A 17,542-nucleotide genomic window follows, 5' to 3' on the forward strand; every position below is an offset into this window, starting at 1 on the left:
TTTAAATAACGGCTAAGTTATGCTATCTTAAATGAACAATAATTCCGCTTAGGAGGACACAGCAATGAAAACACCAATTTTCGTGTTTAACTCATTGAATGTTAAACGCGGTGGTTTAACAAAAGCGGTATTAAAACGTGCCAACCTCTTGGTCAATCATTGTCCGGAGGTTGTCTTCTTTACACTTGCTTATCAGCAGGACCATAAGAATATTATTGAAAAGCTATATGAATCCGGACAGATGGACAGGCGTATTAAGGTAAGGAATTTCTATGCTGAACTGCTCGATATGGAGCATGTTACAGAGCCGGTGCAAGCGTCGGTGGATCTTCCTGGCTACAGTCATATTGTCGATAAGAGAAGTAAATTACCAGCTTATCGTTACTATAACAATGGATTCTATGAACAATATCGCCGGTTTGAACAGGATGGTTCATTAAAACTGATTGATTATATGGACGAGAGCCGAACTAGGCAGCGACGAGAAGAATATCTGCGTAATAATCGTCTAGTGAAGGCGAGTCATATGGATATCTCAAACAATAAAGCGAAGCTGCACAGATACTTCCATGCTGACGGTTCTTGTAAGATAGCCGTTTGGCTGGATGAACCAGATACAGAAGGACGTACAATTCGGTTTGATCTGGATAAGGAATACGCAAAGATCGAACATGCCTATGCAGATTGGATCGAAGAGGCGGTTAAGATGTATGATTCACCTGTCCTTCTTTCCGATTCCAGAAAGACAGACGAAACAGTTCTTCGAGTAAAAGGTAATTTCGAAAAAGTGGGCGTTGCACATAGTTCTCATATCGCAGCACCTTATAAGGATGATTCTGAAACGAAAATCACATGGCATACATTCTTTAATGGAATCAATGAGTATGACAAAGTAATAGTTCTGACGGAACACCAGAAGCAGGATATTATTTCGAGATATCAAGTTGATTCACAAAAGCTGCATGTTATTCCGCATGCTGCTCCGCCAACGGCTCCAGCAGCTGTAGATAGCGTGGATCCTCATCTTGCGGTTTCCTTGTCGAGATATTCGGAAGAGAAAGCTGTAGATGAGGGAATTCGTGCATTCAGGCATGTCGTTGATAAACTGCCAGATGCACGCTATCATATTTACGGCTTTGGACCATTGGAAACACAGCTGAAGAAACTGATCAATGAGCTTGGACTCCAGGATAATGTGAAGCTAATGGGCTTTACCACTGATCCGGCAGCAGCTTATCAATCAGCAGCATGCTCCATCCTTACCTCAAAATACGAAGGTTTTGGAATGGTGCTGACAGAAAGTATGGCCGCAGGTACACCAGCTATCACCTATGATATGAAATACGGACCAAGGGAAATCATACGAGATGGCGTGGACGGCTTCATCGTAGAAGCTGGCAACCAGAAACAGCTCGCTGACCGGATATTATCCGTCATGGAGGATACCGAACTACGCAGAGAAATGGCTGAAAAGGCAATTGATATATCCGGGCGTTTTAGTGAAGACAATTATAATAAGTCCTGGATGGAAGTATTCAGCGGACAAGCCGAGCAAAGTAAAAAGAAAAAATCATTATTCGGTTTTATGAAAAAGTAAAAGTATTAGATTATAGCAAATGAATGTTTGGTACTGCGTTTTTAACGAAATTGCATACCAGTAGGAGGATAAAATGATGAAGACCCCAATATTCGTGTTCAATTCACTGAATGTGGAGCGAGGCGGCCTGACGAAAGCAGTGATGAAGCGGGCGAATATTCTCGCAGACCATTACGGGAAAGTTGTTTTCTTCACACTGGCTTTTCAGCAGGACCACAAGAATATCATTGAAAAATTGTATAAGTCAGGACAGCTGGATAGAAGAGTCGAAGTGAGAAACTATTATACAGATCTTCTTCACATCAGCAAAGTTGACAATGCTAAGGAAGCATCTATAGAAGTTGATGGATTGCATGCAATCCAAGATAAGAAAAGCAAGCAGCCTGCTTTTCGTTATTATAAGGATGGCGTCTATAAAGAATACCGTCGTTTTAATGGAGATGGCTCGCTGAAGCTAATCGATTATATGGATGACAGCCGCACACGTCTTAGCAGAGCAGAATATCTGCGGGATGGCCGTCTTGTGAGGACGAGCCACATGGATTATATAACCAATAAGCCAAAACTGCATCGTTATCTGCTCGAAGATGGCACGTGCCGTATTACAGTTTGGGTCAATCCATCTGGCAGCGAAGGCAGAACCATTCTCTTCGGTGAAGAAGATGTAGAATATGATTCCATCAACCATGCTTATGCGGCTTGGATTGATACAGCAGCGCTTGAATACGAAGCACCTGTCATCATGTCTGATTCAAGAAAGACAGATGAAACTGTCTTGCTCGTTAAAGCGGATGTAGAAAAGGTTGCAGTTGCGCACAATAACCACTTTGAGTCACCTTATGACGAAAGTGCAAAGACGAAGAAATCCTGGAATCATTTCGTGGAAGGTATCAATAGCTTTGACCATGTTGTATTCCTGACGCATGAACAGGAAAAAGATATTACTTCCCGTTATGAGGTAACAACGAAGCTGCACGTCATTCCGCACGCAGCTCCGGACACAGCACCTGCACAGCAAAGCTATCAGCCGAAGGTAGCTGTTACACTGGCTCGCTTTGAAGGACAAAAGCGCCTGGATGAAGGAATTGCAGCCTTCAAACACGTTGTGGAAAAGATACCGGATGCAGAGTATCATATTTACGGGTTTGGACCGCTTGAGGATGAATTGAAGGCTCAGATTAAACGACTTGGCCTTGAGCAGAATGTGAAGCTATTAGGCTTCTCCTCTGATCCTACAGCGTCCTATCAGTCAGCTGCTTGTACGATCTTAACTTCTGATTTTGAAGGCTTCGGTATGGTGCTTACGGAGACACTTGCGGCAGGTACGCCAGCGGTTGCCTATGATATTAAGTACGGACCGAAGGATATCGTCAGGGATGACGTCGACGGTTATCTTGTCAAAAAAGGCGATCAAAAAGCACTAGCTGATAAGGTTGTCGCTATTATGAATGACAGCAATCTTCGAGACAGATTAGCCGAGCGTGCGCCAGAAGTTATTGAGCGATTCAGCGAAGAGAGCTTCAAAAAAGATTGGGTAGAAATGTTCGGACAATCATATACCCCTTCAGAAAACGATAAGTCACAGGAGAAGAAACGTTCTTTCTTCGGATTTGGCCGTAAATAAGAAAAACAGCCGGTATATTACCGGCTGTTTTCTATTTGTGTAAATTCTATGTGAATAATTGTAAAGTTATTGTTTTCGTGGCATAATGGGAAAGTCTATCATACGAAGATTCCTACCTGATGGTTTGATCTTGAAAGGTTGTTACAAGTGTGTCAAATCAAGAAATCGTAGAAATAATGGATATTCCTTTTAATAAATTAACACAAAAAGAACTATTGCAGCAGCATCTTTATCCTCGGATTAACAATGGTCAACGTACTTATATCGTAACGGCCAATCCGGAGATTGTTATGCAGACAAGAGTGGATGCTGTATATAAAAAAAGCGTCAAAAGTGCTGATTATATAATACCGGACGGCGCAGGAGTCGTCATTGCCTCTAAAATACTTGGTAACCCAATTGAAGAGCGTGTCACTGGCTTCGATCTAATGTTCAAGCTGCTCAGCTATGCAGAAAAGCATAACCTTAGCTGCTACTTCCTTGGAGCGAAACAGGAAGCGAACGAAAGAGCGGTGAACCGTGTACGCTCTCAGTATCCTGGTATCCGCATTGCTGGAAGTCACCACGGTTATTTTAATGCTGAAGCAGAAGCAGCAGTGGCGGAGCAAGCAGCCGCTACAAAACCAGATCTTATTTTTGTAGCAATGGGGTTCCCGAGACAAGAGAACTTTATCGCTGCTCATAAACATCTGTTCGAAAAAGGTGTATTCATGGGCGTCGGCGGGGTATTCGATATATTAGCCGGAGAAATGAAGCGTGCACCTCAAGCTTGGATAAAAATGAATTTAGAATGGCTGTACCGTTTGATTAAGCAGCCTTTTCGCTGGAAACGAATTCTAAAAGCATTTGAATTTATGTTCCGCGTTCTAATACGCAAATAAAAAGACAGAAAGGCGATTAGCCTTTCTGTCTTTTTTAGTTTGCTGTACCTGCGATGGCACGCTCACGATATGCTTCTTTTTCTTCCTTCGACATCTTCTTGTATTCGTTCAGGAATTGGTCGTATTTCGGAATAACTTCGTCGATAGAGCCATATTCCCGTACTTGTCCGAATTCCAGCCAAAGAATCTTATCGCAGAACTGCTTCATCTGTCCAAGTGAATGACTGACGAAAATCATCGTTTTGCCTTTATCTTTGAATTCATGCATCTTGGCAAGACTCTTCTCAGCGAAAGCTTTATCACCTACGGATAAAGCTTCATCGATAATTAGGATCTCAGGATCGATATTAACAGAAATAGAGAAGCCTAGACGTGATTTCATCCCGCTTGAATAGTTTTTTACTGGCTGGTCGATAAATTTCTCCAGTTCAGCGAATTCAATGATTTTCGGTTCAAGCTCGGCAATTTCTTTCTTGTTAAGTCCAAGCATCAAACACTTCAGTTCAATGTTTTGTCTGCCTGTCAAATCACCCTTCAAACCAGCTGAAACAGCAATCAAAGCTGCATCGCCATTCAGAGTGACAGAGCCTGTCGTTTCTGGAACGATACCAGCGATGATATTCGACAAAGTCGATTTACCAGATCCGTTGATACCGATGAACCCAACAACATCACCTTTTTCAGCTGCAAAGCTGACATTGCGCAATGCGTAAAAATCTTCTCCATATTCTTTCGGGAAAATGATGTCTTTAATACGGTCTGAGCTTTTGCTATATAACTTATATTTTTTGCTTACATTTTCAACGATAATTGATTTATCCATAAAAATCCCTTTCTAATTAGAGAAAGTCGATAAAGTGTCTTCTGAAACGGATATGCAAGGCAGCGCCAATCATAAAGATGATTGCAGTGACTACCCAGAAGTAGATTGTGTACTCCCATGAGTTGATGAAGTACCAGCCATTCTGCCCCATCAATGATGCGCGGTAACCTTCGACAAGATAATAAAGCGGGTTAAGCTTCATTACGATAACCAAAGGATCAGGCAGCTTATGAGAAACCCAGAGTATAGGTGTTAAATATAGCACCATTCGTAAGGTTGCTTGCAAAAGCAGCTGAATATCCCTGATAAGCGTTGTTAAAGTTGTCATGAGCAGTACGAATGCATACGTAAATGCAAAGGTCGCAATCATAAAGTACGGGAGTTGCAGCATATAAACGCTGATGGGATAACCGGTAAATTGCATTAGAATTATTGTCAAAACTACGAGTATCAAATGTGGATAGAATTTAGAGAAGATCGTAATATTTGGAATCACGCTCATCGGGAAATTCATCTTAGATAATAGTCGCAGTCTGCTATAGATTGATTTGGCACCTTGAGTAGCTGCCGGCTGGAAAAACATCCAAATAATCAGACCGGAAACGAGCCAAGGGAAGAACTCAAAAGTACCGCCAGAAGGGTTAGGAATCTCTCGCCCTTGACCACCGCTAATTAAATAACCGAATACGAGCCAGTAGATAGCGATTTGAATGACAGGGCTAATAATCTCCCAAGCCAATCCTAGATAGTTTGCGTTATTGTTATTCCTTAGTTCATAAAGCGATATGCGTCGAATGAGATTAAAATGCTTGAATTGTTCTTTTAGAACAGTGATTGCTGATTTCATAAAAAAGTCCTTCCTGCTAGGATGTTCTTTTGTTCAGACCTCTTAAATTATACTAGCAACATCAATAGAAAACAATTTTAATTTACACTGCATTTACAATAGAGAGCGATATATGACAAAAGGAACTGCCACCCAAAAGAGGGGTGGCAGTTTTGTTTAGCTTATGGTGTTGTAGTACTTCCTGTAGAGTCGACAGAAGTGCTCTCGTTTGTCGTAGTACCTGTTGTATCTTCATAGGTTGTACCACTTGTTGAGTTGCTGGATGTACTGTCAGTGCTAGAGCTGCCTGTATCATAGCTTGAAGTCTCACTTGATTCTGTGCTTTCATCTGTCGTGGAACCGCTAGTTCCAGTGCTATTGTCCGTTGTACCAGTGCTTCCTGTAGTTCCAGTACTGCTGTCAGTTGTACCGGTGTCTCCGGTTGCATTGCTTGTAGAACCAGTAGAGTCAGTCGTTCCGGTACTATCCGTTGTGCCAGTGCTATCATCGTAAACTCCGCTGCCATTGGTTTCCACACTATCCGTGTCTACTTCCTCAGACAAATCAAGATGCTCACGAAGCTGCTTTTGAATATCTGCCAGAGAAGTTGGATCAACTTGGTAATACCAAATACCATCAGATAGCTTACCACCTGTACCATCAAGGTTCAATGTGTTTATCTTCAGGTCATTGCTTGTGCCGTAAGAGATGAAACTCTTGATCTGATCAAATGTAAGACTTGTGCTTAGGTTGTCGCCTACATCTTGAATTAATGCATCGTATTTAAATACTGATCCAGCAGATGATGCTTTTGTGATCATTGCCTTGATAATTTCCTGCTGGCGTTTACCTCGCTCAATATCGTTATCGTAATGACGGGTACGTGCAAGCGCTAGTGCTTCTTCACCATTAAGCTCCTGCATGCCTTCTTCCAAATGAATAGCATCTTTCTGATCCTTTGAGTTCTGTTCATACAGCTCGTAAGGAACTTCTACATCGATACCGCCAAGTGTATCAATAATATCCATGAAGGCGTTAAAGTTGATTTCTGCATAATAGTCGACTGGTACGTTAAGGAAGTTCTCAACTGTCTCAACGCTAGCTTGGGCACCGCCATAAGCGTGTGCATGGGTGATTTTCGTCTGACGATCGACTTCTGGTACGTACACATAGGAGTCACGCGGAATGCTCAAAAGATCGACGCTATGTTCTTTCTTATTAAAAGTAGCAAGAATCATCGCATCAGAGCGGGAGTTTCCTTCATCGCGCGTGTCACTGTCATCCACTCCCATGAATAGAATCGAAACATTGTCCTCAACGGGGTCAACTGCTTCGTCTCTCAACGCTGATTTGTCACGCGTATCTGCGACATGGGCTTTCTCGATGGCACTGGCTGCAGAATTAAATAGATGAGCAGCATATGCCGCACCGCCTGCTCCAAGGATTAAAACGGGGATAAGAAGGAGCATTATAATTCGTTTTTTATTTACTTTTTTCTTCACTGTTCGCCTGGGGGGCTGTGGTTGGTAAGGTGACCTTCTTCTCATGATTAAACTCCTTTATTTACTGATATATCTGTATGTTTATTCATTAATTTTGCTGGTAAAGTCTACCTGTCAGCAGAACATGCTAACCTTAATTGTACTATGAAACAGTAGCAACGTAAAATTACTATTATATTACAAGCCTTTCCCTCTTGTTGCTGGGCTTAGGCCGTGCTTGTGATCATTTTTCTAAACTTTTTCCACACTTTTTCGGCGTCTGCTCCGATTATAGCTGTGAAAGGAGGGGAGAAACATGGCAGTCACCGCAACCCATAACAAAACACGCCTTAGCATCGTATTGTACGATGGCGTGGATCCGGACACAGGCAAAGACAAATACAAAACAAAATCTTTTAACAACATCAGACTTGATGCAACACCGGATGAGCTTCAGGCATTCGCCGATGCATTGGTACCATTGCAGCAGCGCACTCTGTACGCAGTGGAGAAGAACGACCACTCTATCCTGCGTGAATCTTAATTCGACAAAAAAGGAGGAATAATGCATGAAGAAGCTTGATTTGCAGTTTTTAAATGAAGCTGGCAAGACTGTGACCATCAGCTTGGAGCAGCCCGTTGAACCATTCGACGAATCAGCGATTAATCAGGCGATGGATGTAATTCTCACGCAGAATGTCATTTCATCGAGCGGCGGACCGCTTGTCTCGAAAAAAGCTGCCCGTATCGTCGATCGTACTGTTCAGGAAGTATTTTAATCCCCAAGGAGTGCAGCTGCTGTGAGCTGCACTCCTTTTTAAATAAGAAAGGAGGCGTACCAGATGGAGCCATGGCTTGCTATCATAAAAGAATTCGGATTTCCGGCAGCTGTCACTTTCTATTTGATGCACCGGATCGAGAATAAGTTGAATACGCTGATTGCTTCCATTCATAGTTTGCCGGAGAAGCTGAAATGAAAAAGAAGACCAGCAGCCGTGGGGGGCATTTCACCGTTAGCTGGTCTTCTTGTTTATTTCTTTAAAGATTAGATATCATATCTCGCTTATTCGATTTAATAGAAATAGAATTAATCCGATAAAGTTGTTGTATAAGAAAATTTACTGTCACTGAAGAAAGGGCGAAACCCATGATCCTTAAAGAAAATGACTTCTTAGTTGGTTTGTGGAATGCATGTCTGATTTCCGGAATATTTTATGCAGGTCTATTATGCATGTATTTTCTGTTATTTAGATAATTTAAGTGCACAATCTTTTATTCAATTGGCATCCATGTTTAGTTCCTGCAACATTACAAGAACTTCATATACTTTTAACAGCTACTTCACGGCCATAAGCTATCATAACTATCATACATAAACTAATGATAGAGTTGGGGTGGCGTACGTGAAGAATTGGAAGAAATGGACAGCGATGTCGCTAGCGGCTGCTAGTTTGGCAATACCTGCTGTCGGGCATGCAGAAGAATTAAAGGTATATAATAGAGATCAAGGACAAGCACTTCAAGTAGAACAGATTGGCCGCTATAACAGCGGGAGTGGAATTGGTGAAGGTGGTACAGAGATTGTAGCGTATGATGCGAATACAAAACGCGCCTTTTCCGTGAACGGAGCAGCTAGTGCTCTTGATATTCTCGATTTGAATGGATTGAAGGATGGGAATGGAGAGATTCCGCTTTTAAAACGTGTATCTCTGGAATCCTTTGGGGTAAGTGCTTCCGATGTAACTAGTGTCGCCATTCATCCAGAAGGTAAATATATTGCGGTGTCAGTACCAAGTGCGGTAAAGACCGATCCAGGCCATGTTGTACTGCTTGATACGGATGGCAACAAGCTGGCAAGTGTTGAAGTAGGTGCATTGCCGGATATGGTCACTTTCACCCATGACGGCTCGAAAGTGCTCGTTGCCAATGAGGGAGAGCCTTCTGATGATTACACAGTCAATCCTGAGGGTTCTGTCAGCATCATTAATGTAGCAAATGGATTGGATAACCTGACAGCTGAAACAGCATCATTCACCGACGACATTGTGGATTCTGATGTACGTAAAGTGAATCCAAATCCGGAAAATTCATCTTACGCGGAAAATCTGGAACCAGAATACATAACTGTAGATAAAGATAATCGTTATGCTTATGTAGCTATTCAAGAAGGCAATGCTATTGCAAAACTGGACTTGCAGTCAAACAGTTTCACGACGGTGAAGAGTTTAGGATACAAAGACTTTTCTAAAGAGGGCGTCGAACTTGATCCTTCCAATAAAGATGATGGTATCCAGATTGGCAATTGGCCGGTGCTCAGTATGTATATGCCGGATGGAATGACAGCATTTCAATCGGGTGGTAAGACGTATTTGATTACAGCCAATGAAGGAGATGCCCAGGACTGGGAAGGCTTTTCAGAGGAAATGCGGGTAGCAGATCTGGCAGCAGAGGATGCTTACGCGTTGAACGCTGATTTATATGAAGGGTACACACAGGAACAGCTTGATCAGCTTGTGCAGGATGGCTTGTTTGAGGATGAAAAGCTAGGCCGTTTGAACACAAGTATTGTGGCACCGAAAAATGCTGATGGTAAATATGAAGCTGTTTACGGATTCGGCGGGCGTAGCTTCTCCATTTGGGATGCAGATTCCTTACAGCAGGTATATGATAGCGGCTCAGATTTTGAGAAAATAACAGCTGAAGCAATTCCGGATTATTTCAATACGACAAACGATGAAGATAAGCTTGATAACCGCAGTGATGATAAAGGACCTGAGCCGGAAGCTGTTATAACTGGTGATGTAGACGGCAAAACGTATGCATTTATCGGTTTGGAGCGGACTGGCGGTATCATGGCTTATGACGTGACCAATCCAACCAGCCCATCATTCTCGACGTATTTCTCCAGCCGTAAATTCCAAGGAGATGAAGCCGCTGTAGATAGTGCAAGCGGTGATGTTGCACCGGAAGGACTGACGTACATTTCAGCAGAAGAAAGTCCGACAGGTCAGACGCTGCTACTAGCAGCACATGAAGTGTCAGGTACGATTGCTGCTTACGCACTTGGAGAAAAAGTCGAAGCACAGCCACAACCTGTTCCAGAAGAAGAAGAGACAGAACAGCCGGTAACAGAACCGAATGAACCGGAAGAGGAAGAACCAGCAGAAGAGACAACTGCACCGGTAAATGAGGAAGAAACAACGAATGAGCAAGAAGAACCTACGCAGGAGACTGAGAAAGTAGAAGAACAAGCTGAAACGGTAACGGAAACTACGACGACAGAACCTCAATCGAATGAGCAGGACAATGTACAGACAACAGCTTCCGCTAAATCGGATACCGATGATGCAGAAGGTCAGCCACTACCTAACACGAGCACGAATGTGTTTAATTGGCTGCTTGGAGGCGTTGCGCTTGTTGCTGCCGGTGTCATTTTCTTTGGGATAAACAAGCTCCGCAAAAGAGCATAAGAAAAGCAGCCACGCATAGTGGCTGTTTTTTTAATTGCTTCCTATAGAGTTTTAATAAAGGCAGGAGTATAATATCCATGTATTCGCTTACAAAAGGAGGGAGCACATGGCTGTATTATCATTGATTTTCCTGGAAGTTATTGCACCTTTATTGGTTCTGCTTGCTGTCGGTGTCATCCTGCAGCGAAAATTTTCATTACAGCTAGGGACCCTGTCCAAGCTGTTGACGTATTGCTTCCTGCCCGTGAACGGTTTTATCAATATGTATCAAAGCAGTATGCCGCTTTCCGTGTTTGGTCAGATCATTTTATTCCTGCTGCTGTTTACTGCGTTTTCTATTAGCTTTACGGAGATTACGAGCAGACTGTTCAAGCTCGACCGAGGAGTGGCTGCTACTTATAAGAACAGCGTGGTACTGATGAATTCAGGGAATTACGGAATACCTGTCAGTCAGCTCGTTTTCCAGTCAAATCCGCTCGGGGTATCCATTCAGCTGATTGTCATGGTGTATCAGAATCTACTCACCTTTACATACGGGCTTTATAATATGGTGAGTGTCAAAAGCCAAGGAAATGCTATTTTGAAGGAGCTTCTCCGGCTGCCAATGATTTATGCAATTATACTCGGTGTTTTATGCGCGTCGTTCCATGTAGACATTCCAACATTTCTCTGGAATCCAATTACGTCAATTGCCGATGCCTTCCTTGCTGTCGCCTTGATAACGCTTGGAGCTCAAGTAGCACAGATTCAGCTGAAGCGTCCGCATGTTGTGCTTTATCTGAGTACGATAGCCCGCCTTCTGATCGGTCCGGCTGCAGCCTTAGGTATCATTTTGCTGCTTGGTCTTGACGGAACTGTCGCACAATCATTATTTATTGCCAGCTCATTTCCGACTTCCAGAAACAGTTCAATTTTCGCTTTGGAGTATAATAACAATCCAGATTTAGCAGCGCAGACTGTTCTTGTAACGACAATTTTAAGCAGTATTACTGTCACCGTTGTAGTGTATATGGCCGGCATTCTTTTTGGGTAAGGTATATTTTTTGATAGAGAAAGGTAAAAGTTTTGGGTAACAGAATGCAATAGGTTTATTAGAAATGAAAACTAGAGATGATGAATTAGTATAACTTATAAAAGGCTATTGTGTTATACGGCAATAGGTGTCCAACGTGTTTATAATGATCTAAACATAGGTTATTCTACCTGATTTTAAGTAGGAAAAGCTGTTATAGAGCCAATCGTCATTCTACGACGAGTTTTCTTACTTAAAAAAGTAACAAAACTGTTGAAATTATATTTGGAAGCGCATACAATAGTTGTAATATATTATTCAACGCTGCTTAGGGTTTGGGGGAATTGTTTCAGGAGACGATGAGGGGGATTTAGGATGTTAGCAATAATGGGTTTCTTGATGGTCTTTCTATTCATGTATTTGATTATGACGAAAAAGCTATCTGCGCTCATTGCGCTGATGATCATCCCGGCGATTTTTGCGGTTCTGACCGGGCATGCTGGTGACTTAGGGGAAATGTCACTGCAGGGAATCACAGATTTAGCACCAACTGGAATTATGCTATTATTCGCGATTCTTTATTTCGGAATCATGATTGATGCAGGTTTATTCGATCCAGTCGTCGGCAGTATTTTGAAAGCGGTTAAAGGGGATCCGACGAAGATCGTAATCGGTACGGCTGCTCTTGCACTAGTCGTTTCCTTAGATGGAGATGGAACGACAAGTTATATGATCACTGTATCTGCGTTTTTCCCGCTGTATCAACGATTAAAAATGAATCCGCTCATATTACCGGCAATCGCCGTTATGTGTGTAAGTTTAACGAACATGGTGCCATGGGGCGGACCTACAGCTCGTGCTGCTGCAGCGCTTAACGTTGATGTGGGCGATGTATTCGTTCCATTAATTCCGACTATGATTGGCGGAGCAATCTGGATTTTCTTTACTGCCTACATTATGGGACGCCGCGAAAAGAAACGTCTTGGTGTTGTTACATTTGATGATGCAGAACGCCGCATCTTGCAGCAGCAGGCTGCTACAGTTGATGCATCACTAAAGCGTCCACACCTATTATGGGTCAACTTCGCATTAACGGCTCTATTGATGTTCGGTCTGATCGAGGGTGTCATGCCGCTGCCGGTATTGTTCATGCTTGCATTTGCAGTAGCGATCACGATTAACTACCCGAACTTGAAACTGCAAAAAGAGCGTATTGCTGATCATGCAGGAAACGTACTTGCGGTAGTATCGCTTGTATTTGCAGCCGGTATTTTCACTGGTATCCTTTCTGGTACTGAAATGGTAGATGCGATGGCATCAAGCCTTATATCCATCATTCCAGATTCATGGGGTCCTGCTTTCAGTATTATTGTTGCAGTTACGAGTATTCCATTCACATTCTTTATGTCTAATGATGCTTATTACTTCGGTGTTGTACCAATTTTGGCAGAAGCAGCTGCCAATTACGGCTTTGCACCAGTTGAGATTGCTCGTGCATCCTTGCTCGGACAGCCTGTCCACTTACTAAGCCCGCTTGTTCCGGCTACATACTTGCTGGTCGGAATGTCGAAAGTAGACTTCGGGGAATTCCAGCGATTCACCATTCTCTGGGCAACCGGAACAGCATTTGCTGTAATTGCGGTTGCGGTTGTTACAGGTATCATTTTCTAGGAACATAAAAATACCGTCCGTAATGGACGGTATTTTAGTGTGAAGATTTAAGTGAACCTATTTTTTAATAAAAATCAGTAATTAGCTTTAAAATGAGCAACCGCACTATAAAAGCGTCGACCATTCTCATCTACATGCATGTTATGAGCTACGTGGTGCAGCTCAAGCAGAATTGCTTTGTTATGTTGAATCTGTTCGTTGATTTTCTTTTCTAATGTGGACAAGTCATGTGCTTCGAAGAACTCTACCTTGTCTTTCAGCATTTCTAAATCTAGCATTGCTTTTCGTTCCTTTCTATCACTGCTTTATCTCATTATATTATGCATGGGACAATTCGGGAAACTGGAAGTCTGCGGGCAGCAGTTCCGGTTTGTTTACAAAGAGTGTATCGCGCTCAGTGTGCGTGTGAGAGAGGGGCTCCAAATCCGCAAAAGTCGGTGTGAAATGGAAGATGACTTCGGTTACACCTGGTTGTGCAACGTAATCTGCAATTTGCCTCCAAACTAGCCTTGTTGGGCTGATCACATCATATAAATGCAGTGTCTGGCCAATCTTTTTATAAAGCAATAGAGCTGCTGGTTCCAATAGTTCAATAATCTCTATTTCTGGCTCATACAATGTATGGAAGCCAAGAATATGCTGGGCATCTGATATATCGAGAATACTAGACTGCGGATGGCGTTTGCCATAACGGTCAAGCAGCACAACCATGTCCTGTGGGTTAACAGCAGGTTTCAGCTTTCGATAATCCGGAACCGGGCGCAGTTCAGAAGATACCGGAATAGAAAACAGTTTTTCCTGTACAGCAGTAAAGCCGAGTTTTTCGTAAATACTTTCCACTCCTGGCCGTGAAAACAGATAGATGAGATCATTGTCTGTTTCGTACTGTTGAATGACACGCTGCAGCAGCTGTGTAGCCAGTCCTTGGTTCTGGTAACTAGGGTCAGTCATGACGGTTCCGATTTGAATCGCCTTTGTCTTCTGTTGGTTAATATGTACTGTGAGTGCGCTTACAGAAACGTTCGCGACAATTTGAGTATTATCAGCGAAAGCATGCGTGTGGTAACGTTCATTCCATAAGCCGCTTTTATATAATAATTCAAAATCAAAGCCAAAAGTTTTTCTGGCTAGTTTATTAAAACTTTTACGTAAATCGTGTTCATGCGCAAATGCAGTTACTGTTTGCAGAGCAGTCATCATGCATCCCCCCATTTCTGACAGACTAATCAAGTTTTTAAGATTATTAGATACAATTCAATATTTCTATTTTATAACAATTCCCGCATTTGTACAGTCTAGGGTAACTGTTGACGCAGAAGGAGAAAAATTCCATAGTAGAATAAGAGAGACAAATGAGGTGATGATGATGCGATATGGAGCAATTGAAGCTGGTGGTACAAAATTCGTCTGTGCTGTCGGTGACGAACATGGAAATATAGAAGAAAGAGCATCTTTCCCGACAACGAAACCAGAAGAAACGCTGCAGCTTGTGTTTGACTTCTTCCAAGACAAACAGATTGAAGCACTAGGAGTCGGAGCCTTCGGGCCAGTTGATGTAAAAGAAGACAGCCCGACGTATGGCACAATCGGCAACACTCCAAAGCTGCAGTGGAAGGACTATCCTCTGCTGTCTGAACTTAAGAGCAGAGGTGTGCCGGTCAAGCTGGATACCGATGTGAACGTAGCTGCTTTAGGGGAGTATATGCACGGAGCAGCAAAACATGCAGACAGCTGCCTGTATATTACGGTTGGAACAGGTATTGGTGCTGGAGCAATTGTGAATGGAGAAACACTACAAGGCTTCTCCCATCCGGAAATGGGTCATCTGCTAGTTCGCCGAAGTACAAATGACGCATATCCAGGGAAATGCCCGTATCATAAAGACTGCTTGGAAGGTTTGGCCGCTGGTCCTGCTATTGAAGCACGCTGGGGGGAGAAAGCACAAAAGCTATACCATCAGGAAGCTGTATGGCAGATGGAAGCCTTTTATTTGGCTCAGGCAATCATGAGCTACACATTGGTGCTAAGTCCAGAGAAAATCGTTATGGGCGGAGGCGTCATGAAGAAAGAGGGCCTTCATGAGATGATTCAGCAGGAGCTGGAAACACTCATGCAGCGCTATGTCCCGCTGCCAGAAAACTATCTTGTTCCGCCAGGTCTTGAAGATAATGCTGGTATCGTCGGAGCACTCATGCTTGCTAAAACAGCCAAATAAGATAGTAGGGGAGATTCTAATGAAATACTTTGCAGCATTTCTTAAAATGGAGAAACCTGAATTAAACCAGCAATATCGCCAGGCACATCTGGATTTTCTTGCTGACTTGGACGAAAAGGGATTCATTTTCGCCAGAGGAGCGTTCGCGGATGGAGCAGGAGGTCTGGTGATCTATCAGACGGAAGATGAGGCCGAAGCGAGAGCGCTTGCCGAAGAGGATCCATATTTGGTTAATGGTGTACGCAGCCTGGATTTGCATGAATGGAATAAGATGTAGGAAATCGTTTAAGCATGTTATAATGATCGAGAGATAAAACCCAAAAGCGAGGTAAAAAATATGAAAGTACTAGTCACAGGTGGTGCAGGATACATTGGTTCTCACGCTGTAGCGACATTGGTTGAACGCGGCTTTGAAACGGTTATCGTTGATAATATAAACACTGGCCATTTGGCAGCTGTTAACAAAAAGGCGGTCTTCTATGAAGGAGATCTTCGTGATGCAGCATTCCTTAATGATGTATTTGCAAAGGAAAAAGTAGATGCAGTCGTCCACTTTGCGGCAAGCTCTCTTGTTGGAGAATCTGTAGAAGATCCATTGAAGTACTTTGGAAACAATGTGTATGGTATGCAGGTGTTGCTTGAAACAATGCACAAGCATGAAGTGAAGAAAATTGTCTTCTCTTCTACAGCTGCAACATATGGTGACACAAATGTTGTTCCACTTACGGAGGATCTGGATACAAATCCGGAAAGTCCATATGGTGAGTCTAAGCTAATGATGGAAAAAATGATGAAATGGTGTGACGGAGCGTACGGCATTAAATTCGTCTCACTGCGCTACTTCAATGTGGGCGGAGCCCATCCGGATGGACACATCGGTGAAGATCATCGTCCGGAAACGCATTTGATTCCAATCATTCTGCAGACAGCACTTGGACAGCGTGAACATATCAGCATCTTCGGTGAAGATTATCCGACAGAAGATGGAACATGTATCCGTGATTACGTTCATGTCCTCGACTTAATTGATGCGCATCTATTAGCGCTGGATTACTTGGCTAAAGACGGCCAAAGCGATGTCTTCAACCTCGGATCCAGTCAAGGCTTCTCTGTTAAAGAGATGATTGACGCAGCTCGCGCCGTTACTGGCAAAGAAATCCCGGCTAAAGTCGGACCACGCCGTGCTGGTGACCCAGCTGTCTTAATCGCAAGTTCTGCGAAGGCAAAAGAAATACTAGGCTGGAATCCAACACGCACTGATATGAAAGACATTATCGGTGACGCGTGGAGATGGCATCAGAACCGTCCGAATGGCTATGATGCATAATTCCTTCCCCTCCTATTTAGGAGGGGTTTTTTCTTTGGTATAAACAAGGACTTCCTTATTATGTCGCTCGATTTCTTTCCAAATATGCATCCCTAGCTTTTCTGCTACTCTGCAGGATGCGATATTATCTGGATAAATCAAGGCAATGATTCTATCTTCATTCAACCGTTCAAATGCAATGTCTCGGAATGCGGCAGCAGCTTCCGTAGCAAAGCCCATTCCCCAATAAGCTGGAGCAATCCAATATCCCACCTCAATCTCGGTCACTCCGTCAACCTCTTGTGGGACCAATCCAGCGTGACCGATAAGGTCACCACTTGTTTTCTCAACCAAAACCTGTAAACCAAATAGCTGATCTTCCTTCATATGAGACAAATTCCAATTGAAAAACAATCGTGCTCCTTCCTTGGTTCTCGGTTTTCCGTTTCCGATAAAGCGAACCACCTGCGGATCGCTGACTAAGCTCTCCAAAAAATGCATATCCTCAATTGTATAAGGTCGTATTAGCAGTCGATTTGTTTCGATCATCGCAATCCCTCCTTTTCATGCTTAGATGATAGTAATTCAGGTAATAAGTAATCCATATAGTGGTATTATTACTATAGCAGGTAATAC

18 protein-coding genes are annotated in these 17,542 nt (G+C 43.0%); 12 read left to right on the forward strand and 6 right to left on the reverse strand.

Annotation, left to right across the window (positions count from 1 at the left end; genetic code table 11):
- Window positions 1-64: 64 nt before the first annotated feature.
- The 3 genes from GZ22_RS14990 to GZ22_RS15000 all read left to right on the forward strand — a co-directional run bounded on the left by GZ22_RS14990 (window position 65) and on the right by GZ22_RS15000 (window position 4,102).
- Window positions 65-1,597 carry a glycosyltransferase gene (locus GZ22_RS14990; protein WP_038564177.1) on the forward strand — a complete coding sequence of 511 codons (1,533 nt, stop codon included), beginning with the start codon at window positions 65-67 and terminating at the stop codon, window positions 1,595-1,597.
- A gap of 73 nt (window positions 1,598-1,670) precedes the next feature.
- Window positions 1,671-3,221, forward strand: a complete 1,551-nt coding sequence (locus GZ22_RS14995; RefSeq protein WP_084160761.1) for a glycosyltransferase — start codon at window positions 1,671-1,673, stop codon at window positions 3,219-3,221.
- Window positions 3,222-3,370: 149 nt separating this feature from the next.
- Window positions 3,371-4,102, forward strand: a complete 732-nt coding sequence (locus GZ22_RS15000) for a WecB/TagA/CpsF family glycosyltransferase (protein WP_245609679.1) — start codon at window positions 3,371-3,373, stop codon at window positions 4,100-4,102.
- Window positions 4,103-4,136: 34 nt separating this feature from the next.
- Here GZ22_RS15000 and tagH read toward each other — a convergent pair whose 3' ends face one another.
- From tagH to GZ22_RS15015, 3 genes are all read right to left on the reverse strand, one after another.
- Window positions 4,137-4,925, reverse strand: a complete 789-nt coding sequence (tagH, locus tag GZ22_RS15005) for a teichoic acids export ABC transporter ATP-binding subunit TagH (RefSeq protein ID WP_038564179.1) — start codon at window positions 4,923-4,925, stop codon at window positions 4,137-4,139.
- Between the two features lie 16 nt (window positions 4,926-4,941).
- Window positions 4,942-5,772 (reverse strand): ABC transporter permease, encoded by an 831-nt coding sequence (locus tag GZ22_RS15010; protein ID WP_038564183.1) that lies wholly within the window; start codon window positions 5,770-5,772, stop codon window positions 4,942-4,944.
- Window positions 5,773-5,933: 161 nt separating this feature from the next.
- Window positions 5,934-7,298, reverse strand: coding sequence for an LCP family glycopolymer transferase (locus tag GZ22_RS15015; protein ID WP_084160762.1), 1,365 nt, complete (start codon window positions 7,296-7,298; stop codon window positions 5,934-5,936).
- A gap of 250 nt (window positions 7,299-7,548) precedes the next feature.
- On the opposite strand from GZ22_RS15015, the gene GZ22_RS15020 reads away from it, so the two are divergent.
- From GZ22_RS15020 to GZ22_RS15040, 6 genes are all read left to right on the forward strand, one after another.
- A complete protein-coding gene (locus GZ22_RS15020; RefSeq protein ID WP_038564186.1) occupies window positions 7,549-7,776 on the forward strand; it encodes a DUF1659 domain-containing protein in 228 nt (75 codons plus the stop codon).
- A gap of 25 nt (window positions 7,777-7,801) precedes the next feature.
- Entirely contained in the window at window positions 7,802-8,011 is a 210-nt protein-coding gene (locus tag GZ22_RS15025) for a DUF2922 domain-containing protein (protein WP_038564190.1), read from the forward strand.
- A gap of 63 nt (window positions 8,012-8,074) precedes the next feature.
- Window positions 8,075-8,209, forward strand: coding sequence for a YvrJ family protein (locus GZ22_RS18310; protein WP_077307232.1), 135 nt, complete (start codon window positions 8,075-8,077; stop codon window positions 8,207-8,209).
- A 426-nt stretch (window positions 8,210-8,635) separates the two neighbouring features.
- Window positions 8,636-10,702: a choice-of-anchor I family protein gene (locus tag GZ22_RS15030; protein WP_051748333.1), complete on the forward strand. Its 2,067-nt coding sequence runs from the start codon at window positions 8,636-8,638 to the stop codon at window positions 10,700-10,702.
- A gap of 106 nt (window positions 10,703-10,808) precedes the next feature.
- The gene (locus GZ22_RS15035) at window positions 10,809-11,735 is read left to right on the forward strand and encodes an AEC family transporter (protein ID WP_038564193.1); all 927 of its coding nucleotides are present in this window, start codon (window positions 10,809-10,811) and stop codon (window positions 11,733-11,735) included.
- Window positions 11,736-12,089: 354 nt separating this feature from the next.
- Window positions 12,090-13,385, forward strand: coding sequence for a CitMHS family transporter (locus tag GZ22_RS15040; protein ID WP_038564196.1), 1,296 nt, complete (start codon window positions 12,090-12,092; stop codon window positions 13,383-13,385).
- Window positions 13,386-13,459: 74 nt separating this feature from the next.
- Here the strand turns inward: GZ22_RS15040 and GZ22_RS15045 are convergent, their stop codons facing one another.
- Complete coding sequence (locus GZ22_RS15045; RefSeq protein WP_038564199.1) at window positions 13,460-13,663, reverse strand: DUF2536 family protein; 204 nt, start codon at window positions 13,661-13,663, stop codon at window positions 13,460-13,462.
- Between the two features lie 40 nt (window positions 13,664-13,703).
- Window positions 13,704-14,585 (reverse strand): GNAT family N-acetyltransferase, encoded by an 882-nt coding sequence (locus GZ22_RS15050; protein WP_164072098.1) that lies wholly within the window; start codon window positions 14,583-14,585, stop codon window positions 13,704-13,706.
- Window positions 14,586-14,748: 163 nt separating this feature from the next.
- On the opposite strand from GZ22_RS15050, the gene GZ22_RS15055 reads away from it, so the two are divergent.
- Genes GZ22_RS15055 through galE form a run of 3 tightly spaced genes read left to right on the forward strand, consistent with a single transcriptional unit; the run spans window position 14,749 to window position 16,927 of the window.
- Window positions 14,749-15,600 carry an ROK family protein gene (locus GZ22_RS15055; protein ID WP_038564203.1) on the forward strand — a complete coding sequence of 284 codons (852 nt, stop codon included), beginning with the start codon at window positions 14,749-14,751 and terminating at the stop codon, window positions 15,598-15,600.
- Window positions 15,601-15,619: 19 nt separating this feature from the next.
- Entirely contained in the window at window positions 15,620-15,877 is a 258-nt protein-coding gene (locus GZ22_RS15060; RefSeq protein WP_038564205.1) for a YciI family protein, read from the forward strand.
- 60 nt (window positions 15,878-15,937) lie between these two features.
- Complete coding sequence (galE, locus tag GZ22_RS15065; RefSeq protein ID WP_038564207.1) at window positions 15,938-16,927, forward strand: UDP-glucose 4-epimerase GalE; 990 nt, start codon at window positions 15,938-15,940, stop codon at window positions 16,925-16,927.
- Window positions 16,928-16,939: 12 nt separating this feature from the next.
- Here the strand turns inward: galE and GZ22_RS15070 are convergent, their stop codons facing one another.
- Complete coding sequence (locus GZ22_RS15070; RefSeq protein WP_038564209.1) at window positions 16,940-17,455, reverse strand: GNAT family N-acetyltransferase; 516 nt, start codon at window positions 17,453-17,455, stop codon at window positions 16,940-16,942.
- Between the last annotated feature and the right edge of the window lie 87 nt (window positions 17,456-17,542).

This window comes from Terribacillus saccharophilus, assembly GCF_000725365.1.
GTDB lineage: Bacteria > Bacillota > Bacilli > Bacillales > Amphibacillaceae > Terribacillus > Terribacillus saccharophilus.